Origin of the sequence: Brucella haematophila (genome assembly GCF_005938105.1) — a bacterium.
Lineage (GTDB): Bacteria > Pseudomonadota > Alphaproteobacteria > Rhizobiales > Rhizobiaceae > Brucella > Brucella haematophila.
Window position 1 is genome coordinate 1 of sequence record NZ_VCPE01000012.1, and the last position, 21054, is coordinate 21054.

Genomic DNA, 21054 nt, shown 5'->3' on the forward strand with positions numbered 1-21054 from the left:
CGGTTTCGATCACTTCGTGATCCAAGCCGGAGGTTTCTTTCATACAGCGTAAAACTCTTCCAATCCTCCGCCAGAGGCGAAGGTTTTCTTCTCATGAAACAAAACGCCCTCTCCGCAATGCGAAAAGGGCGTCAGATCGTCAGGCCGTGACGGATCATCATGCATCGCACTCGAAAAATCCTGTGATTTTTCGAAGCAGCGCCTTAGAGATCGACGTCGAGAATAGCCATCGAGAAATTGTAGGACAGTTCGCCTTCGTCCTCATCCTTGTAGATCAGGCCCAGAAACTCGTCGTCAAGATAAAGCTCGGCCGAGTCGTTCTTGCGCGGGCGCGCCTTCACCTGAAGGCCCTGATTGTTGAAAGTCCGTTTGAAATAGGCGTCCAGTTTTTTGAGTTCTTCGGGTTTCAACCGGCTTCTCCTGATTTTGAATGAGGCCGGTTTATTGCACCCGGTCTTTTGTGATGTAAACCCCTGGGGAGCCAGTCCTTCGGGGTTTTAGCGCCTAACCACCGCTTTCGACAAAATATAGGCCGCTTGCGGAAAAAAACCAGCAAGCGGCCCGGTTTCTGTGCGTTCTGCGTCTGCGCGATTAAATGCCTTCACCCAGCACGCCATCACCCAGCAACTGGTCCATGACGCGGGACGGTTCGGCGCAGCCCGTATCGCCAATGATCTTGGCAGGCACACCGGCAACCGTCACATTGTGTGGAACAGGCTTGAGCACGACAGACCCTGCCGCGATCTTCGAGCAATGTCCCACTTCAATATTGCCAAGAATCTTCGCGCCCGCACCGATCAGCACGCCATGGCGAATCTTGGGATGGCGATCTCCGCTCGACTTGCCAGTGCCACCCAGCGTGACGCCATGCAGGATCGAAACATTGTCTTCGATCAGTGCGGTCTCGCCGACGACAAGCCCCGTCGCGTGATCAAGGAAAAGTCCGCTGCCCAACTGCGCCGCCGGATGAATGTCAGTCTGGAAGATCGAAGACGAACGGCTCTGCAGATAATAGGCAAAATCCCGGCGGCCTTCATGATAGAGCCAATGCGCCAGGCGGTGCGTCTGGATCGCATGAAAGCCCTTCAGATAAAGGATCGGGTCCATGAAGCGGCTATAGGCCGGGTCACGGTCGTAAACGGCCTGAATATCCACGCGCACCGTCTGTGACCATTCCGGGTTGGCGTCCAGCATGGCATCGAATGTCTGGCGCAGAATATCGGCACTCAGGTCCGCATGGCCGAGACGTTCCGAAATGCGGTGCATGACAGCATCTTCAAGGCTCGGCTGATTGAGAATCGTCGCATAAAGAAACGTTCCAAGCACCGGATCGGACTTGGCGGCTTCCTCCGCTTCGGCGCGGATGGAGTGCCAGATAGGATCAACCTGCCCGAGGCTGGCATTCAATTTCGCAGTTGAGCGAACAGACATGGATATACTCCGGTTTTGCACCGCGCGGGCCAGACGAAAGCCGAATTTTCCGGCATGGCTCCGCACCGCAATACGAGTTCGGCGCGCAGCATAACTGAAAACGCTTTGCCGTGACACCGCAGAAATTGACACAGGCCTTAAGCGGCGATCAGAGCGGATTTTCCTTGAGAAATTCCAGCACTGCCTTCTTGTAGACCTTGTCGCCGACAGCCAGCATGTGGTCGCGCCCCGGAATATCGAGTGCCTGACCGTTTGGCAGCAAATCGGCCAGATCCTGCGGATTGCCAGCAATGTCGTCCGTCGTGCCGACCGCAACCAATACCGGCTGCATGATCCGTGCGATGGCTGCCGCCGGAACCAGTTCCTTCGAGGTGATCACACAGGCTGCAAGTGCAACGCGGTCGCTCTTGGTCTGGTCTGCAAATTTGCGGAACATCTGCCCGCGCGCATGGGTGATGGTCGTCGGGTCTTCCGCCAGAAGCGCCTCGCCAATCGGCTCCCAGTCGCCAGCACCGGTGACCATGCCGATGCCCAATCCGCCAAAGATTGCGCTGTGAACACGCTCCGGGTGCTCGATGGCCAGAAACGCGGTGATCCGCGCACCCATCGAATAGCCCATCACATGCGCCTTCTCGATACCCAGATGATCGAGCAGTGCTGCCGCATCGCCCGCCATCTTGGTCGGCGTGTAATCTTCCGCATTGTGGCTTTTGGCAGAAAAACCATGCCCGCGATCATCGATGGCGATGACGCGATAGCCCGCCTCGGTCAGTGTCCGGAACCAGCCCGGCGAAACCCAATTGACGAGACTTGAAGACGCAAAGCCGTGGATCAGCAGGATCGGATCGCCTTCTCCATCCTGACGATATGCAAGACGCAAGCCGTCATTTTCGAAATATTCGATATCGAGGGCACTCAACTGTTCATTCCTTTTGATTGTTCCGTCGGCGATGTCTGGCGCGATTAGGATCGACACTCGCCGCATATCACGCGGTGGACGGCCCTGTCGCCCTTCTTGATGCCGGTACGCTTTACCGTACCGGCGAGAAGCTCGACCACAAAGGCTGCCGGTACTTCGGATGAAATGATATCTTCCGAATAGGGCACCGCATTCTCGTGAATTGCCGTGACACGGCCCTTTTCGTCAAGGAAAACCATGTCCAGCGGCAGTGGGGTGTTCTGCATCCACATCATGACGCGACGCATCTCACCAAAGACGAAGATCATGGCGCGGTCTTTGGGAAAATCGGTGCGCCACATCAGCCCGCGCACACGGGCATCGTCGGAATCCGCCACTTCCAGCGCAAAGGGGAGTTTATTGCCCTTGGCCGTAATAAAGGTCAGCGGCGCGGCGTCGACCGGCAAGCGCATCGGCTGCTTTTCTTGCGCCTGCGCGCCGAAAGCTGCGAATAAAAATGCAAAAACGAAAAAGAACCGAGCCATACTCAACCCACGCCAAAAACCTGCAATTCGGGCGGGGAGATTATCAACGCGACAGAATGGGGACAAGGGTGGACGGCCACCCCTCACCGCCTTTTGACTACAATAGTCAGAGACAGTTCCGAGCACGATGCGCCATAAGGCCGTTTTCACGCATATCTGCCTCCCAAAGCGCTTTCACGTTCGGAAGACAGGTTCAACTTGCTTGGAAAATCAGTGTGAAACCGGGATAGCCGTACCGATATCCGGGTGAATTTCAGCAGCCATCAGGCCCTTGTCGCCCGTGCCGAAGCGAATGAGCACGACCTGACCGGGACGCAATTCCATCATGCCGAAACGGCGTAGCGTTTCCATATGAATGAAAATATCCTCGGTGCCCTCGCCGCGGGTGAGAAAGCCGAACCCCTTGGTCCGGTTGAACCACTTGACGATGACGCGCTCAAGACCACTCGACGGCGTGACTGTCACATGCGTCCGCTGCGGCGGCATCTGCGCTGGATGAACGGCTGTGGATGTGTCCATCGAAAGAACGCGGAAACACTGCATGCCGCGATCACCATTGCGAACTTCGCAAACGATACGTGCGCCTTCCAGCGCCGTCTGGAAGCCATCGCGGCGAAGCGACGTCACATGAAGCAGGATATCGTTCAGGCCCGGCTGATCCGGCACAATGAAACCGTAGCCCTTGGCCACGTCGAACCACTTGATGTGGCCCGAAATTTCAATGATATCGCCCAGCTCTTCCGAGGCGTGCTGGCTGTGAAACTGGTCATTCGACACAGACTTGTCCGCCATGCGTTCGCCCCTCCTCTATTCTTCCGTTGCGATTCAAAGCTGATTCTTAATCAAAGAATAACACTTCATTAACCGGAGGCGGCAAGCCTAAACTTTTGTTCTCCCCCACGATCATCACAGACTTTGTGTTTCCATGGTTACCGCACCTGCCGCAAAGTCCTGAAACCGACTTCATTTCGGGACATATGGCAATGCCGGCCGAGGGCAATTCCCTCTTTGATGTTTTTTGACGACATTGCAGGTCTGCGCTTGTCCGAAACCGCAAAACAAAAAGTGGAACGTGGAAAAGCGCCTGCTATTTGCTATATCCCTTCGCGAGCCCCAAACGCTTCAGCACATGCTGGATATGCTTCAGGAGAATTAAATGCGCTATCTGCACACGATGGTTCGAATCCGCGACATCGACGAATCACTCGATTTCTACGTGAATAAATTCGGTCTTGAAGAAACCCGCCGTATCGAGAACGAAAAAGGGCGTTTCACGCTGATCTTTCTTGCCGCCCCCGGCGATGCAGAACGTGCCAAGGCAGAGCGCGCGCCAACGCTGGAACTGACCTATAACTGGGACAAGGAAGCCTATACGGGCGGACGCAATTTCGGCCATCTCGCCTATGAAGTGGACGACATCTACGCCACCTGCCAGAAGCTTCACGATGCAGGCATCGTCATCAACCGCCCGCCACGCGACGGCCACATGGCTTTCATCAAGACGCCGGATGGCATTTCCATTGAGCTGATCCAGAAGGGCGAGAGCCTTGCACCGCAGGAACCCTGGGCTTCCGCCGAGAATATCGGCAGCTGGTAAGAACTCGCTTTTCACGCATTATCCTGCGCGAAACCGCTTCGCAATTTCGCTGGAAATGCTCAAATAGAAAAAGCCCGGTCGCGAGACCGGGCTTTTTTGTTGATTAGAACGCTTATTCCGTTCCCTGAATTGCCGCGAGCAGCCAATCGCCGCCATCGACACGGGTAAAGGTCCAGATTTCGGTGCTTTCGACCGGCTCGTTCGGGTTGCCTTCGACAACCGCGCCCGTGTTACGGTCGAGCATGACGTCGATTGCGGAGTAGCGGATCGCCACGGTCGCATAGTCGACATTGCCTTCACGCCAGGCTTCCGAAACATCGCCCTGAAGCAGCTTCACGTCCTTCACTTCGTTGCGCATGCCGCTGGAAGCGATTTCGCCCAGTTCCTCGGCGAGGTAGGACATGGCTTCCGGCGTGGTCAGCTTGCGCAGCGCAGCATAATCTTCGCGGCCATAGGCGCTCTGGACTTCCGAAAGCATCTGCTCGAAACGATCAAGCTCTTCCTGTCCAACATCCATCGGCTCTTCTTCAACCGCCGGGGCAACCGGCGCTTCTGCCTGCTTGGCGCTTGCGCCAAATGGATTGACCGAAGGTGTGCGACCGCCAAAGTTTCCTGCCTGCTGCGGCGCGGCATCCTTTGCAGCGCCAAACGGCTGCGCCGAACCGAAAGGCTGCGCATTTGCATTGCCAGCGCCTGCCGTTGCCGTTGCGCCCTGACGGCGATTGGCGAACATGCGCATGACAAACATTGCGATCAGCGCGATCACGCCCACCTGCAACAGAAGACCGAACATGCCAGCCAGACCGCCAAGGCCGTTACCGAGCATCATGCCGATCAGACCACCAACGAGCAGGCCGCCCAGCATGGAGCGACCAAAATTGCCGAACATGCCGCCTGCACGCGCCGGAGCCGCATTCTGCGCGCCAGCGGCGGCAGGGCGGGTCGTCTGCGTTGCGCCAGTATTCGGCGTCATCGAGCGCTCAATCGGAGCTGCATTATTCGGTGCGGTACGCGTCGGCGCAGGCGCCTGATAGGTACGCGCGCCACGGCTGCCAAAACCGCCTCCGCCTGCACGGCGAGCCTCGGCGAAATCGACAGCGGCGAATGAGGCGATCAGGCCCAGGACCATCGCAGCGGTCAGTTTTGTCAGGCGGTTTCCGAAACCCGGCATTGTTTACTCCCATTTAGAGCATTTCCAGCAAAAGTGCGAAGCGGTTTTGCGTTCGGAAATGCGTACAAACAAACGCCAGAGCGGAACTGCTCTGGCGACATGACTGAATGTTTAAATCATTGCTCATATGGGAATTGCCCCCTGTTCTTCACAAGGGCGTGAACGCAAAAAAATCGAGAAATTTCAAATGCGGTTCAAACCGGCTTTGCTGCATCCAGAATCTGGATCTGGGGCGAGACCGAGCCGTTCCAATGATTGAGCGACAGGTTGCCGACAACATGAACGCTCTGCCCGATATTGTTGAACAGGAAGCGTCCGAGATCGCCCTCTGCCACGCGAAACGCGATGGCATTGACCCGCTTGCCATCCGCGCCGCGCAAGGCAACACGCACATGGTCGCGACCAACACCACGCACATCGGCCAGCACATGATGCGGCAGAGCCAGGGTTGGTTGCGGATGGGCGGAACCGTAAGGTCCAGCCTTCTGCAAGGCTTCATAAAGCGAAACCGTCGCGCCTGAAGCAGCCAGCGCACCGTCTATCGAGAGGCTCTGGTTTTCGCGCAGGCGTGCGACGACATGCGCCGATTCGTCTTCAAGATAGGCTCTCAGCGCGCCGAGCTTGGCGCGTTCGATGGTAATACCGGCTGCCATGGCGTGGCCACCACCCTTGACGAGCAACCCGCGCTCCACCGCACCGCGCACCAGCTTGCCGAGGTCAAGGCCGCTGATCGAACGCCCCGAACCGGAGCCGATGCCATTGGCGTTGAAGGCAATGGCGAAAGCGGGTCGTCGCGCCTTTTCCTTCAGGCGCGAAGCCAGCAAGCCAACGATGCCCGGATGCCAGCGTTCGCTGGCCGTCACGATCACCGAAGCGCCCTCACCGCCTGAAATCTCGAGCGATGCTTCCGCTTCCGCTTCCAGAAGCATTTCTGCTTCCATCGCCTGTCGTTCCTGATTGAGCCGGTCAAGTTCGACTGCAATACGGTCTGCCATCGATGGATCGTCGAGCGTCAACAGCCGCGCACCCAGCCCGGCATCCCCGATACGACCGCCCGCATTGATGCGCGGGCCGATGAGATAGCCAAGATGGAAAACATTGATCGGTTCGCCGATGCGCGACACCCGCGCAAGCGCTGCCAGACCAGCATTGCTCTGCGCACGCGCAACCAGCAAACCTTTGACGACGAAAGCGCGATTGACGCCTTGAAGCGGCACCACATCACAGACAGTTGCCAGCGCGACAAGATCAAGCAGCGACAGCAGGTCCGGTGCTGCTCCCTTGCCGCGCTCACGCAATATCTTGGTGACCTGCACCAATGTCAAAAACACGACGCCCGCAGCGCAAAGATGACCCTGTTGCGAAATATCGTCTTCGCGGTTGGGGTTGACGATAGGCACCGCATCTTCCGGCAGATCGCCGCCCACCTGATGGTGGTCAAGCACGACAACATCCGCTCCGGCCTGTTTGGCCGCAGTGATCGACGGAGCGCTGTTCGTGCCGCAGTCGACGGTGACGATCAGGCTCGCGCCCTTGGAAACCAGCTCGCGCATGGCATCGGGATTGGGGCCATAGCCCTCGAAAATCCGGTCCGGTATGTAGATCGAGTGCTGAATGCCATAATGTTTTAGAAAGCGCGCCATCAGCGCAGAAGAACATGCGCCGTCCACATCATAATCGCCGAAGATCGCTACCGTCTCGCCGCGCTCAATGGCGTCGGCAATGCGGCTTGCCGCCTTTTCCATATCGGTCAGCGTCGACGGATCGGGCATGAGATTGCGCAGCGTCGGATCAACGAATTCCGGCGCGCCTTCAACCGTTACGCCTCGTCCCGCCAGCACCCGCGCCACCAGATCGGAAATACCGTGATGCTGGGCAATGGCAAGCGCTGTGTTCGCTTCGCGCAGGCCTAGCCGATCCACCCATTTCTGGCCGGTTGCAGATTGTTTTATTCCAAGGAAAAGGCGATCTGTCGTCATAAGCTCTTAAAGACACAAAAGGCGGCATCTTTGCAATGCCGCCCGCAATTTATAAGCTGCGCTTCATCTTAATTGTCACGCGCCGCACGAGCCAGACCATGCGCTACGAGCCGGTCAATGACTTCAGGATAGCTGACGCCGCTCACTGCCATGACTTTCGAATACATGCTGATATTGGTGAAGCCCGGAATGGTATTCAGCTCATTGAGCAGATACCGCATGTCCGGCGTCACGAAGAAATCGACACGCGCCATACTGTCACAACCAAGCGCCCGAAAGGCCCGCGCTGCAACCGCCTGAATTTCAGTCTCGATTTGCACCGGCAAGTCCGCCGGAACTTTCAGCGCCGCGCCGTCTTCGTCGATATATTTGGCGTCATAGCTATAAAAACCATGGCTTTGCGCGGGCACGATTTCACCGGTTCGCGATACGAACAGGCCGTGATTCTCGTCCTCAAGCACTGCGCACTCAATCTCGCGACCCTGAATGAACTCTTCCGCCAGAAGCTTGGCATCGTGCCGGAAACCTTCCGCAAGCGCTTTCTCATAATCCGCTTCTGTCTGCACCTTGCTGACACCAACGGACGACCCCTGACGGGCAGGCTTGATGAAGACCGGCAGGCCAAGCGCTTCGGTCATCGCGTCGAAGGATGGAACCGTCTCGCGCATAATCGTCATGGCGCGCGCCACGGGAATGCCTGCTTCGGTCAGCAGGCGCTTCGCAATATCCTTGTCGAGCGCATTCGCCGAACCACAAATGCCGCAACCCGCCATCGGCACACGCGCCACTTCGCTCAACCCCTGCACGCTGCCATCCTCGCCATGCAGTCCGTGCAAGACCGGAAACACAATGTCGATCCGCGCCAGTTCATAAGGCAAACCGTTTTCGGGCAGCGCAACAGCGCGCCCCTTGCCGCCAGGCAGCAATGACACTTCAGTGCCGTGCTCGGGCCGTTCCAGCTTGCCGCCTGCAAAGCTCGTCAGCAGCCATTGCCCCTCATGGGTGACATAGATTGGAATGGCTTCGTATTTGGCCGGGTCCAATGCGTTCATGACATTCGTTGCGGAAAGAATCGACACTTCGTGCTCGGCGGAACGTCCGCCAAAGAGTACCGCGATCCGTAGCTTGTTCGGCGTTTCAGTCATGCCCGCTCCATTTTTCATCAAAGGTGATTGAATACAGTCGCGATCAAAATGACAAATCTTTGGCCAAAGCAGCTGAGCAAGGCTCCATAAACAGAAATCCCGGAAAGCGCGGGGCTTTCCGGGATTTGTTTGCTTCATCATCACATATGACGCGAAAAACTAGAACTTCGACAGATCCTGATGACGAGCCTTGATCTCGCGCACCGTCTGCGAGCTGGAGCGCATAACGATCGTATGCGTCTGGATGTAATCGCGAGCAAACTTCACGCCGGAAAGCATGTTGCCGTCGGTCACGCCGGTAGCGGCAAAGAGCACGTCGCCCTTGGCCATTTCTTCCATCGTGTAGACCTTCTTCGGGTCCGTAATGCCCATCTTGAGAGCGCGGGCGATCTTCTCGTCCGTGTTCAGCTGGAGACGGCCCTGCATCTGACCGCCGATGCAGCGCAGAGCTGCCGCGGCCAGAACACCTTCCGGTGCGCCGCCGATGCCGATGTAAATGTCGATGCCGGTTTCATCCGGATTGGTCGTGTGCATCACGCCTGCAACGTCGCCGTCGCCGATCAGGCGAATTGCAGCGCCGGTTGCACGCACTTCTTCGATCAGGCGTGCGTGACGCGGACGGTCCATAATGCAAGCCGTGATTTCGTTCGGCTTCACACCCTTCGCCTTGGCGATGGAGTTGATGTTTTCCGTCGGGCTGGCATCGAGATCGACAACGCCCTTCGGGTAGCCCGGGCCAACGGCGATCTTTTCCATATAGACGTCAGGCGCATAAAGCAGGTTGCCCTTCTCGGCGATGGCAATGACAGCCAGCGAGTTCGGCAGGTTCTTTGCGCAGATCGTCGTGCCTTCCAGCGGGTCGAGCGCGATATCGACGTCCGGTCCCTGCTTGGTCCCGACTTCTTCACCGATGTAGAGCATCGGCGCTTCATCGCGTTCGCCTTCGCCGATCACAACCGTGCCAGCAATCGGCAGACGGTTCAGTTCCTGACGCATGGCGTCAACGGCGGCCTGATCGGCAGCCATTTCATCGCCGCGTCCCCGCAGCCGCGCTGCTGCCACTGCTGCGCGTTCGGCTACACGGACCAGTTCCAGTGTGAGAATGCGATCCAGTCCGTGGGGGTGCTGCTCTGCGGTTTTGGCCATTTGAACAAAGTCCTGAATTCGAATTGCGTTGATGCGCCGCAAAGGGCGCCATGCCGCGTTTATAGCGGCATTATGCGAACCTTTTGTCAAAGTCCCCGGCACCCTGCAAGAGCCCGAAAGCTAAAAACTATGTGCGCTCAAATGCTTAATCGATTTAAGAACTACACGCTTCGTTTCATACCATGGCCGGACGTGAACTGGCATGCCCGACATCATGGTGCAACCTGCCCCGGAATAACCACGACAGGTTGCGGAAAGCGACTCGCGATTCAGCCGGCGCGCTCGATCCTGATCATCTGCGGCTTATCCACCAGATGGTCGTCCTTGAGGATTGCTTCCAGCGCCTTCTTGACGGCTGCTTCCGTTGTCTCATGCGTGACGAGGATCACAGTCTTGATGCCTTCCTGCTGCGTGTCGCCCATGGGCGGGCGCTGCACGATCGACTCAAGCGAGATGTCGTTCTCGGCCATGCGCTTGGCGATACCGGCGAAAGCGCCGATGCGGTCGAGAACCGTCAGACGGATGAAATAACCGCCTGCATGCTTACGCATCTTGGCGCGCTTATAAGGCTGGAGCGCCTTGGCAGGCGTGCCGAATACCGGGCCATGCTGGAAGCCCGGACGGCTCTTGGCAATATCGGCAATATCGCCGATGACGGCAGATGCCGTCGCATTGCCGCCAGCGCCCGGTCCCGAAAGCAGCAGTTCGCCCAGCAAATCGGTCTCGATGGCCACAGCATTGGTGACGCCATGCACCTGCGCAATGACCGACGAGGTGGGAACCATGGTCGGGTGCACGCGCTGTTCAATGCCCGTATCGGTCTTCTGCGCGACACCCAGAAGCTTGATGCGGTAGCCCAGTTCATCGGCGGCGCGAATATCGGCCAGCGAAATATTGCTGATGCCTTCAAGATAAATATCGTCGGCGGCAATCTGCGTGCCGAAAGCAAGGCTGGTCAGCAGCGCAAGCTTGTGCGCCGTATCGTTGCCTTCAATATCGAAAGTCGGATCGGCCTCGGCGTAACCAAGACGCTGCGCATCCTTGAGGCAGGACTCGAATGAAATGCCCTCTTCCCACATCCGGGTCAGGATGTAGTTGCAGGTGCCGTTCATGATGCCATAGACGCGCGAAACCGTATTGCCGGTCAGCGACTCGCGCATCGCCTTGATGACCGGAATGCCACCAGCAACCGCCGCTTCGAAGTTGAGCAGAACGCCCTTGTCTTCAGCGATCTTCGCCAAGGCAACGCCGTGGCGAGCCAGAAGCGCCTTGTTGGCGGTCACGACATGACGACCGGCACGCAAAGCCGCCTCAACGGAAGCTTTCGCAGGACCATCATCACCGCCGATAAGCTCGACATAGACGTCGATATCAGCCGACTTCGCCAGTTCGACCGGATCATCGAACCAGTCGATGCCGTTCAGGTCAACGCCACGGTCGCGCGAGCGATCACGGGCGCTGACGGCGGTAATAGTCACCGGTTTACCGCATTGGCGCGTGAGCATTTCGGACTTGTCACGCAGGATACGCAACACTGAAGCGCCAACGGTGCCAAGGCCCGCAACGCCGATCCGCAATGCATCACTCATTATATCGACCTTCTGACTCTGATTGTCTGGATGTAGTGGATTTTCGGTAGGTGGGAGTTCTGGCCGCACGCTTGGCACGGCCAGAAAGGAAGAACCCGGAATGGCGCTTAGCGGCGGCCTTCCAGTGGGATCACATTGTGCAAATTCTCATCCTTGGTGGAGAGGAAGCGCTTGATGTTGCGCGCCGCCTGACGAATGCGATGTTCGTTTTCGACCAGGGCGATACGCACATAATCATCGCCGTGTTCGCCAAAGCCGATGCCCGGAGCAACGGCCACATCGGCCATTTCCACCAGAAGCTTGGAGAATTCCAGCGAGCCCATAGGGCGGAAGCGTTCCGGAATCGGAACCCAGGCAAACATCGTCGCTGCCGGCGGGGGAACATCCCAGCCTGCGCGGCCAAAGCTTTCGACCAGCACGTCGCGGCGCTGCTTGTACACATCGCGAACATAGGCAATGTCGGAACCGTCGCCGTTAAGCGCTGCCGTTGCCGCCACCTGGATCGGCGTGAATGCGCCGTAGTCGAGATAGGACTTAACCCGCGTCAGAGCCGCAATCAGGCGTTCATTACCGACCGCAAAGCCCATGCGCCAACCCGGCATCGAGAACGTCTTGGACATGGACGTGAACTCAACGGCCACATCCATAGCGCCCGGTACTTCCAGCACGGACGGCGGCGGGTTGCCGTCGAAATAGATTTCCGAATAGGCCAGATCCGACAAAATGACGATGTCATGCTTGTGCGCAAAGGCCACGACATCCTTATAGAAGTCGAGCGTTGCCACATAAGCCGTCGGATTGGACGGGAAATTGAGGATCAGCGCAATCGGCTTCGGGATCGAGTGCTTTACGCCGCGTTCCAGAGCCGGGATGAAGCTGTCATCCGGCTTGGCCTGAATTGAACGGATCACACCGCCCGACATGATGAAGCCGAACGAATGAATCGGATAGGTCGGGTCCGGGCAAAGCACCACGTCGCCCGGCGCTGTGATGGCCTGCGCCATATTGGCGAAACCTTCCTTGGAACCGAGCGTGGCCACGACCTGCGTGTCCGGGTTGAGCTTTACGCCGAAACGGCGCGCATAATACTGAGCCTGCGCACGGCGCAGCCCCGGAATGCCTTTCGACGAGGAATAGCGATGCGCGCGCGGGTCCTGGACGGCCTCGCACAGCTTGTCGACGATATTCTGTGGTGTCGGCAGATCGGGATTGCCCATACCAAGATCGATAATGTCGGCCCCGCCCGCTCGCGCCGATGCCTTCAGGCGATTGACCTGTTCAAAGACATAAGGGGGCAAGCGACGGACTTTATGGAATTCTTCCGACATGATCCTGTTCCAAAAGGAGAGTTAACAATAGGGCGCGTCATTGCGCCGTAGGAGGAGCTATACACCTGATATCGAATCGGGTCGAGACTTCTTGCCGCGCCGTTTGAGACGTGGCCTTCCGTGTCTGTGAAGGGGTTATTCTTCCCCGGATTCGATCTGCTTCAGGGTAGCATCCGATTCATCCTGCGCCTGCTTGCGCAAGGCCGCAGCCTGTGCGGGGGTAAAGCCGCCGCCAGTGGTTTTCGACGCCGCGAGACGCGTGCGATCGGAATCGAGTTTCGCAGTCATCTGCTGCTTTTCTTCCGGCGTGATCTGCTCGGTCGCAGCCTTCGGCATATGGCCGAATGTCGGGTAGACGCCGGTGCGCAATGCGCCTTCCTGCGGAACACCCTGAAATTCCTTGCCACCGGCACAGGCAGTGAGCATCGCTGCGGCTGTTATTGCCAGCATGAGATGGGCGATCTGCCGCGTGCTCTTGGTCATATGTCTGATCCCGGTTTTGCCGTTGAGGCTGCCGCATAAGTCACGACAGAATATACTTCCGAAGGGATAGCACCAAGTCGATGCACCATGTCAACAAGCGATTGGTCCAATTCCGACATTTGGCTTGCCGACACCGCTTATTTCGGCTTTGCAGCGCCACACCCCTCGAAAGATTACACAAAGTAATATTTCGTTACTAAAGGTTTAATCCTCAATCTTCTCGAATAATGCAGACGGTCTGTCGTACAAAATGCACTTCGATAGTTGCCTTCACAGCATAAAAAACTTAAAAATTGGCAACAATTGTAGATCGGGTGATTTGCACAATGCTAAAATTGGTTTGCCGCAAAACTGCAGAGGCCACTTCAACGCATTGATATAATGGAGTTTGTTTCCCAAGGCTTATGTAAGGCTTTTATTAGGGGACTGCGGGAGAAATCACATTCTGTGATTGGTTCAACCCGCACGGGAGAGCCGATCTCCCGAAACCAGGTGGGCTCGGACTTGTCCGGTTCGCCAAGCTGGTCAGGGAAATCGAGCTGGAGCGGACTATTGAAATTTGTACCTTCTGCGCACCGGACAACCGGCCGACGACTTTCAGGCAGCGTAGCTCTGCTCGCGCTTCTGTTGTCGTCCTGCACCTCTACCGGGACCGGCCCTGACGGCAAGCCGTTGCAAATGACGGCCAATACCAATGGCTCGATGCTGACAGATACGCTGCAAAGCGCGGCCGATCAGACTGTCGCCGCCGAATCTGGCGCTGAAGCCAAGGCCGCTGAAACAAAGACAGAAGAAAAGCCCGGCGACGCAAAACAGGTCGCAGCCGCTGCAACGGCACAGAACCCTGCGACTGCCACTACACCCGCGAAAGAAAATCCGAAAAATACTGCCGTAACCGCGACTGCGGAAAATACGGCAAGCGAAACGCACCCCGCACAAGTGGCAGCGGCTGCGCCAGAAAAGAAGAGCAATTCGCTCTTCGGCTTGTTCGGTGGAAAAGACACCAGCGAATCGAAGCCTGCCGAGGCAACCGAGCCAGCGGCGACAACGGCAGCGGCTAGCACCGAGAAGCCAAAGAGCGAAAGCGCCGAAGCAAAACAACAGGCCGCTGAGTCGGAAGCGGCAGCTGCGGCAGACACGAAGGAGCAGCCACAGGAAGCCGCCAAACCAGCCCAGCCGGAAAAGCCGGTGCAGGTTGCCTCGCTTTTTGGCACACCGAAAAATGCCAATGCTTACGCAACGCCGCAGCGCCCCACCGCCTCTCAGGGCAGCATCTCGCGGCTCTTCTCCGACGAATCGGCAGGCTCGCGCTCTGACCGCACGGAGAACAAGAAGCTGGCGATGGCGAAGCCTGTTTCACCCGCTGCAAAGCACGATTACAATTACACATTGCCGGGCGTGCGCGCGAATGGCGGCATCGAGATCAAGCATCGCAACAGCCTTTATGACGACACTGACATCGACGCGAACGAATATGACGATTCGCCCAATGTCACGCTTGCTTCGGCCCCTGGCCTCGCCCGTCTCGCGCCGAACGGCCTGAAGGTGCAGCGCCAGACTGTGGATGTCGCCTGCCTCAAGCCGCAGCTCGTTTCCATGCTGAAGAACATGGAGCGACACTTCCGTCGCCCGGTCATGGTGACGTCCGGCTATCGCAGTCCTTCCTATAACCGCAAGGTCAACGGCGCTCGTAAATCGCTGCATATGATCTGCGCCGCAGCCGATATTCAGATCGACGGCGTTTCCAAGTGGGAAATGGCCCGCTTCGCCCGTTCCATGCCGGGACGTGGTGGCGTCGGCACCTATTGCCATACGACATCGATCCATGTGGATATTGGCCCGGAGCGCGACTGGAACTGGAAATGCAAGGGCTGATCTGACGATCTGCGGCACGATTCTCAACAATAATCAGGCTGGCCCCGTTGGAGCCGGCCTTTCTTTTTGCCATCTATTTCAAGGCCATAGCCAAGAAATCCACAGGCTTCACTCCACTAAATAAGCGCTTCTGCGACTTTTTTCAGAAAACTGATTTTAGGGGCTTGCGAGTCAGTACCTTCCTGAATATAAGCCCACTCACACCAGCAACAGGCGCCCATCGTCTAGCGGTTAGGACAGCGCCCTTTCACGGCGCAGACAGGGGTTCGATTCCCCTTGGGCGTACCACTTGCTGGTTTTTCTTTTCCCAGACATATCAAGCCATTAGCTCTTAGCGAGCGCGATTTCGCGCGTCGTTTTGCGCCATCTGAATTTATTTCACAGATGCTGAAAAAGGGGCTTGCATGTCTGAATTTTCCTGACTATAAGCGCCCCACACCAGCAGGCGCCCATCGTCTAGCGGTTAGGACAGCGCCCTTTCACGGCGCAGACAGGGGTTCGATTCCCCTTGGGCGTACCACTTGCTGGTTTTTCTTTTCCCAAAAAATTGATGGAAACAATACTGGTCGTTCTGCCGGTATATTGCTACGCGCATCTGCACCCATTTCGCAATTCAAAGGGAAATACTGCTCATGTCGCAAGCTACAGCCATCGTTCCCACCGCCCATGCCAGCCGCTACCTCCAGCAGCTCTGCAAACACTGGGCGCATAAATTTGCCGTCGAGTTCACACCAGAACACGGCCAGATCGATCTCGGCGAAGACCGTCTGGTGGTTCTGGATGCCGATTCGGAAAAACTCACCGTGACGGTGAAAACCGCAGCCGAAAATCTTGACCGCTTGCAGGATGTGGTTGTGAATCACATCGTCCGCTTCGCCTTCCGCGAGGAACTGGTGTTCAACTGGGAGCAGACGCAGGCTTAACAGCCGTCGTTTACCTTATCTGCAAATTGCCCGCAAAATGCCCGGAATAGCCATCATCGCATCACATTCCGGGCTCATTCCCCCGCGACATTCCTCACAACTTCAAACGACCGATTTGATGGGGAAATATATGATGACCAGCGAAACAAGAACCACTCTCACCTTTCTCGGTGCAGGCTTTGTCGCCGCAGCGATGGCGCTTGGTGCGGATCTGAGCTGGGCCGACGTTATCAAGGCGCTCTTCTAGAACCAGCTCATGATCGCCCGATAGTGCTTTTGACTTTTTGTGACTTTAGGCAGACAAACATCTCGCCATTCCGTCCGAACTCTTCAGAAGCTTTATGTTATTCCAAACGCCCCTCGTCTCCGGCAGGCTTGAACGCCGCTATAAAAGATTTCTCGCAGACGTAACGCTTGATGATGGCCGCTTCATTACGGCCGCAGTACCCAATACCGGCTCGATGATGGGCCTCACGACGCCCGGCTCACGCGCATGGCTGAGCGTTTCCGATGCGCCCCACCGCAAATATGCCCACACATTGCAGATCGTCGAGGCTGACGGCACGCTGGTCGGCGTCAATACCGGCCTGCCGAACAAGATTGCCGAGGAAGCAATTGTGTCCGGTCTCATTCCGAGCCTCAGCGGCTATGCCAATCTCAAGCGCGAACAGAAATATGGACAGAATTCCCGCGTCGACATTCTGCTCGATGAAGGCGCCCTGCCCCGCGCCTATGTGGAAGTGAAAAATGTGCACTTTATCCGCACCCCCGGTCTGGCAGAATTTCCCGATACGGTGACGGCACGCGGGACAAAACATCTCAATGAGCTGACCGACAGTGTTGCCGCTGGTCATCGTGGTGTGATGTTGTTTATTATCCAGCGAAGTGATTGCAGCAAATTCAGCATTTCCGGCGATCTTGACCCTGTCTATGTACGCGCTTTTGAGCGCGCCATTGCATCCGGGGTTGAGGCATGGGCCGTTCGATGCCACATAACGGATAAAAGCATTGTCGCCACCGAGCTGGTGCCAATTGAATAGACAAAGACGGATCGAGTGATGGTTACTTATATCGAAGCGACAAGCGCCCCCATGAAATATACCGGCCAGATCAGGCTCTATGGCCCGGATGCCTTCGAGGCGATGCGCAAGGTCTGCAATCTGACCGCACGCTGCCTGGACGCGCTGAACGACATTGTGAAGCCCGGCGTCACCACAAACGAGATCGACCGCTTCGTCTTCGAATTCGGCATGGATCATGGCGCCTTTCCGGCAACGCTCAACTATCGCGGTTATACCAAGTCGACCTGCACGTCGATCAACCACGTTGTCTGCCACGGCATTCCAAACGACAAGCCGTTGCGCGAAGGTGACATCGTCAATATCGACGTGACCTATCTGCTCGACGGCTGGCACGGCGATTCCAGCCGCATGTATGCGGTGGGCGAAATCAAGCGCGCAGCCGAACGTCTGCTCGAAGTGACCTATGAAAGCCTGCTGCGCGGTATTGCCGTCGTCAAGCCGGGCGTGAAGACGGGCGCCATTGGCGCAGCGATCCAGACCTTTGCCGAAGGTGAGCGCTGCTCCGTGGTTCGCGATTTCTGCGGCCATGGCGTCGGCCAGCTTTTCCACGACGCGCCGAATATTCTCCATTACGGCACACCCAACGAAGGCGTGGAAATCAAGGAAGGCATGATTTTCACGATCGAGCCGATGATCAATCTCGGCAAGCCGCATGTGAAGGTGCTGGCCGATGGCTGGACCGCCGTGACGCGTGATCGCTCCTTGACTGCGCAGTATGAACATACGGTCGGCGTGACCAAGGACGGCTGTGAAATATTCACATTGTCTCCGGCCAATGTGTTTGGCCCGGCATCGATGCGGTAAAACCCAAAATATAGTCTCATCTGTTTTTGCGGGGGTTTAAACAGAATGACAAAGAAGAAAGACAAGCCGGGGAGCTATGACATCCCCGGTTTCAGCGACACACTTCAGCTGTCGCCGAAAGTCGCGAAGCAGCCACATCATGTCGGCCACCGGGATCGTCTGAAGCAACGCTTCCAGACTGCGCCCGATGCGCTGGCCGATTATGAGTTGCTTGAACTGCTGCTCTTTCGCGTGATCCCGCGTGCGGATACCAAACCCGTGGCAAAAGCGCTGCTGGCCCGCTTCGGCACGCTTGCCGAAGTGCTGGGTGCCTCCGAATTACTGATCGCCGAAGTGCCCGGCGCGGGTCCCTCTGTGGCGCGTGACCTCAAGATCATCGAAGCTGTTCACAAACGCAGTGCGCGCAGCAAGGTCATGAAACGCGAGGTTTTCAGCATCTGGGAAAAGGTGATGGATTATTGCATGGCGGCCATGGCCCATGAGACGCGCGAGCAGTTCCGCATTCTGTTTCTGGACAGGAAAAACCGACTCATTGCCGACGAGGTCCAGCAAAAAGGCACGGTCGACCATACGCCGGTCTATGTAAGAGAGGTGTTTCACCGCGCGATGGAGCTTGCCGCGTCGGGAATCATTCTCGTGCACAATCACCCTTCAGGCGATCCGTCGCCATCTCGACCCGATATCGACATGACATACGCATTGATCGCGGCCGCCAAGCCTTTGAAAATCATCGTGCATGACCACATCATCGTCGGCAAACAAAAATGCATCAGCTTCCGCAGACTGAACCTGATGTAACGCTCGCCTGAAACGGGCCAGCCGCAGATCGTTACCACTTGTTAAGCATAGCGCGAAGAATGGCTGTGCGACGGGTGGAATTCGCTCGAATTTTCTTAAATTTAGTCACAATCACCCAACAGAAGACCACCGTCACACGGGAACCAACCGAAGGCGGCAGTCACCGTCTTTTGTCGAACAGATCTTGCATATTTTCCATCAGCGTTCCGGATGGAAAAACGGAGTACAAAATGTTGAAGCGTACCTTTACCGCAGTGGCGCTCAGCGCCGGCATCTTCGCCATCGCAGCCCCGGCATTCGCTGCCGATATGATGGGCTCGAACGACTATTCCTACAACGAACCGGTTGCCGCAGGCCCGCACGACTGGTCCGGCAATTATGTCGGCGCACAGGTCGGCGCATCTTCGTCGAAGATCCCAGGCCCGTTCACGAACCGCGCTGGCGTGCTCGGTGGCGTTGTAGCCGGTAAAAACATCCAGAGCGGCAATTTTGTTGTTGGCGGTGAAGTCGAAGCCAACTTCGCAGAAGCCGAGCACCGTATCGGTCATGGCGGCAGCCTCCAGCAGTCCTGGAATACCAATGCCAAGATCAAGGCCGGTTACGCCTTCGACAAGACGCTTGTTTACGGCACAGCCGGTTACGGCGTGACCCGCTTCAAGGCAAAGGACAACACCACGTCTGGCCCGGGTTGGGAAGGCGGCGCGCTGGTTGGCGCTGGTGTTGAACAGGCCCTGACCGGCCCGCTGTCCGTAAAGGCTGAATATGACTTCCAGCGCTTTGGCGATGTGAAGTCTGAAGTCAATGGCGTTTCGCAGCGCAATAACCTCAAGAACCACGCAATCAAGGCCGGCCTGAACTATCGCTTCTAAGCGTGGCAGGTCTTATACCGTTTTTGCATAAGGCAATTCCATTTTTGCACAAGGGCTGCGGTTCAACCGTAGCCCTTTCTTTTTGCACCAGTTTCTTTGCTTTCAGATAGGTTTGAGCGCACCCTCATCTCTTGACTCCCACTACGTCTCCTATCTTATAGGGAAGTACGATTGGGGATTAGGCGCGTGGCATTTTTGTTTAAATTTTATGCAATAAGGCCGATACAAATTCTTCCCGTCGCGTAAGATTATTTAATAGGGTGCTAAAGTAATGCTTTATCACTCAGCCAGGAAGATAGCATGCAGCGCGTTTTCGATGGGCATAATGATGTCCTTCTGAGGCTCTGGGAGAATTCCAGAAACGGCGACGATCCCATCCGGGAATTCATCGACGGAACGCAAACCGGCCATATCGATGCGCCGCGCTCCCGCAAAGGCGGTCTCGCCGGCGGTATTTGCGCCATTTATGTGCCATCCGGCCACCATATCGAGCTTGGCAAGCCGGATGCCAACGGCCACTACGACACGCCGCTTTCGCCGCCGCTTCAGCGCAGCCCTTCCCTCGACATCGCCGTGGAAATTGCAGCCATCGCGCTCCGCCTTGAAGAGGCTGGCGCGTGGAAGCTGTGCCGTAATGGCCGCGAGCTTGATGCGGCGCTGAACAGCGACACCTTTGCCGCCGTCCTTCATATGGAAGGCTGCGAGGCAATCGACGCCGATCTTGACGCGCTTGAGCTTTTCTACGCCGTTGGCTTGCGTTCTCTCGGCCCTGTGTGGAGCCGCAACAATATTTTCGGTCACGGCGTCCCCTTCTCATATCCGATGAGCCCCGATACCGGCCCGGGCCTGACGGAAGCGGGCAAGCGCCTTGTCAAGGCGTGCAACCGAAAGGGCATTCTGATCGATCTCGCGCATATCACCGAAAAGGGCTTCTGGGACGTTGCGGGCCTCAGCGACCAGCCTCTGATCGCCAGCCACTCCAATGCCCATGCCCTAACGCCGGTTGCCCGCAACCTGACAGACAAGCAGATGGACGCCATTCGCGAAAGCAAGGGCCTCGCTGGTTTGAACTACGCGACCACGATGCTGCGCGCCGATGGCAAGGAAGATGCCAACACGCCGATGTCCGATATGGTGCGCCATATCGATTACATGGTCGAGCGCATGGGGATCGACTGCGTCGCACTCGGTTCCGATTATGACGGCGCGACCATCCCAGCAGAAATTTCCGATGCCGCCGGGACCCAGAACCTTGTCACGGCCTTGCGAGAGGCCGGATATAACGACGAGGAACTGGCAAAGCTTTGCCGGGACAACTGGATCAGGGTCCTGAAGCAGGCATGGCACGAAGCCTGAAACACGAATACAATCTAACAAAATCCCAACAAAAA

General features: G+C 57.0%; 20 protein-coding genes and 2 tRNA genes. 10 read left to right on the plus strand and 12 right to left on the minus strand.

Translation table 11 applies throughout. The features are described 5' to 3' along the window. Positions 1-203: 203 nt before the first annotated feature. The 5 genes from FGI60_RS17255 to FGI60_RS17275 all read right to left on the minus strand — a co-directional run bounded on the left by FGI60_RS17255 (position 204) and on the right by FGI60_RS17275 (position 3666). The gene (locus FGI60_RS17255; RefSeq protein WP_138786258.1) at positions 204-410 is read right to left on the minus strand and encodes a DUF3126 family protein; all 207 of its coding nucleotides are present in this window, start codon (positions 408-410) and stop codon (positions 204-206) included. 181 nt (positions 411-591) lie between these two features. Continuing rightward, positions 592-1431: a serine O-acetyltransferase gene (cysE, locus tag FGI60_RS17260; protein WP_138786259.1), complete on the minus strand. Its 840-nt coding sequence runs from the start codon at positions 1429-1431 to the stop codon at positions 592-594. Between the two features lie 148 nt (positions 1432-1579). Further along, positions 1580-2350 (minus strand): alpha/beta fold hydrolase, encoded by a 771-nt coding sequence (locus FGI60_RS17265; RefSeq protein ID WP_138786260.1) that lies wholly within the window; start codon positions 2348-2350, stop codon positions 1580-1582. A 44-nt stretch (positions 2351-2394) separates the two neighbouring features. Continuing rightward, positions 2395-2874, minus strand: a complete 480-nt coding sequence (locus FGI60_RS17270) for a DUF192 domain-containing protein (RefSeq protein ID WP_138786261.1) — start codon at positions 2872-2874, stop codon at positions 2395-2397. 210 nt (positions 2875-3084) lie between these two features. After that, positions 3085-3666 (minus strand): cold-shock protein, encoded by a 582-nt coding sequence (locus FGI60_RS17275; RefSeq protein ID WP_138786262.1) that lies wholly within the window; start codon positions 3664-3666, stop codon positions 3085-3087. Positions 3667-4030: 364 nt separating this feature from the next. On the opposite strand from FGI60_RS17275, the gene FGI60_RS17280 reads away from it, so the two are divergent. Next, positions 4031-4471 (plus strand): VOC family protein, encoded by a 441-nt coding sequence (locus tag FGI60_RS17280; RefSeq protein WP_138786263.1) that lies wholly within the window; start codon positions 4031-4033, stop codon positions 4469-4471. A 112-nt stretch (positions 4472-4583) separates the two neighbouring features. Here the strand turns inward: FGI60_RS17280 and FGI60_RS17285 are convergent, their stop codons facing one another. From FGI60_RS17285 to FGI60_RS17315, 7 genes are all read right to left on the minus strand, one after another. After that, positions 4584-5642: a Tim44 domain-containing protein gene (locus tag FGI60_RS17285; protein WP_138786264.1), complete on the minus strand. Its 1059-nt coding sequence runs from the start codon at positions 5640-5642 to the stop codon at positions 4584-4586. 194 nt (positions 5643-5836) lie between these two features. Then, positions 5837-7621, minus strand: a complete 1785-nt coding sequence (recJ, locus tag FGI60_RS17290; protein WP_138786265.1) for a single-stranded-DNA-specific exonuclease RecJ — start codon at positions 7619-7621, stop codon at positions 5837-5839. A 68-nt stretch (positions 7622-7689) separates the two neighbouring features. Continuing rightward, a complete protein-coding gene (locus tag FGI60_RS17295) occupies positions 7690-8766 on the minus strand; it encodes a D-alanine--D-alanine ligase family protein (protein ID WP_138786266.1) in 1077 nt (358 codons plus the stop codon). 159 nt (positions 8767-8925) lie between these two features. Further along, on the minus strand, positions 8926-9912 hold the full coding sequence (gene glpX, locus FGI60_RS17300) for a class II fructose-bisphosphatase (protein WP_078339280.1): 987 nt from the start codon (positions 9910-9912) through the stop codon (positions 8926-8928). 269 nt (positions 9913-10181) lie between these two features. Continuing rightward, complete coding sequence (locus FGI60_RS17305; protein ID WP_138786267.1) at positions 10182-11501, minus strand: homoserine dehydrogenase; 1320 nt, start codon at positions 11499-11501, stop codon at positions 10182-10184. Between the two features lie 107 nt (positions 11502-11608). Then, on the minus strand, positions 11609-12829 hold the full coding sequence (locus FGI60_RS17310) for an LL-diaminopimelate aminotransferase (protein WP_138786268.1): 1221 nt from the start codon (positions 12827-12829) through the stop codon (positions 11609-11611). A 135-nt stretch (positions 12830-12964) separates the two neighbouring features. Then, entirely contained in the window at positions 12965-13312 is a 348-nt protein-coding gene (locus FGI60_RS17315) for a hypothetical protein (protein WP_138786269.1), read from the minus strand. Between the two features lie 552 nt (positions 13313-13864). Here FGI60_RS17315 and FGI60_RS17325 point away from each other — a divergent pair. The 9 genes from FGI60_RS17325 to FGI60_RS17365 all read left to right on the plus strand — a co-directional run bounded on the left by FGI60_RS17325 (position 13865) and on the right by FGI60_RS17365 (position 21019). Continuing rightward, positions 13865-15187, plus strand: a complete 1323-nt coding sequence (locus FGI60_RS17325; protein WP_138786271.1) for a YcbK family protein — start codon at positions 13865-13867, stop codon at positions 15185-15187. Between the two features lie 213 nt (positions 15188-15400). Continuing rightward, positions 15401-15475: transfer RNA gene (locus FGI60_RS17330), tRNA-Glu, on the plus strand. A 157-nt stretch (positions 15476-15632) separates the two neighbouring features. Then, a tRNA-Glu gene (locus FGI60_RS17335) sits at positions 15633-15707 on the plus strand. Positions 15708-15819: 112 nt separating this feature from the next. Next, positions 15820-16110, plus strand: coding sequence for a DUF2218 domain-containing protein (locus FGI60_RS17340; RefSeq protein ID WP_138786272.1), 291 nt, complete (start codon positions 15820-15822; stop codon positions 16108-16110). A gap of 341 nt (positions 16111-16451) precedes the next feature. Beyond that, entirely contained in the window at positions 16452-17150 is a 699-nt protein-coding gene (gene sfsA / locus FGI60_RS17345) for a DNA/RNA nuclease SfsA (RefSeq protein ID WP_138786273.1), read from the plus strand. 18 nt (positions 17151-17168) lie between these two features. Next, positions 17169-17996: a type I methionyl aminopeptidase gene (map, locus tag FGI60_RS17350; RefSeq protein WP_078339287.1), complete on the plus strand. Its 828-nt coding sequence runs from the start codon at positions 17169-17171 to the stop codon at positions 17994-17996. 45 nt (positions 17997-18041) lie between these two features. Continuing rightward, positions 18042-18794 carry a RadC family protein gene (gene radC, locus FGI60_RS17355; protein ID WP_138786274.1) on the plus strand — a complete coding sequence of 251 codons (753 nt, stop codon included), beginning with the start codon at positions 18042-18044 and terminating at the stop codon, positions 18792-18794. A gap of 230 nt (positions 18795-19024) precedes the next feature. After that, a complete protein-coding gene (locus FGI60_RS17360; protein WP_138786275.1) occupies positions 19025-19663 on the plus strand; it encodes an outer membrane protein in 639 nt (212 codons plus the stop codon). 300 nt (positions 19664-19963) lie between these two features. Continuing rightward, positions 19964-21019 carry a dipeptidase gene (locus FGI60_RS17365; RefSeq protein ID WP_138786276.1) on the plus strand — a complete coding sequence of 352 codons (1056 nt, stop codon included), beginning with the start codon at positions 19964-19966 and terminating at the stop codon, positions 21017-21019. Positions 21020-21054: the final 35 nt, after the last annotated feature.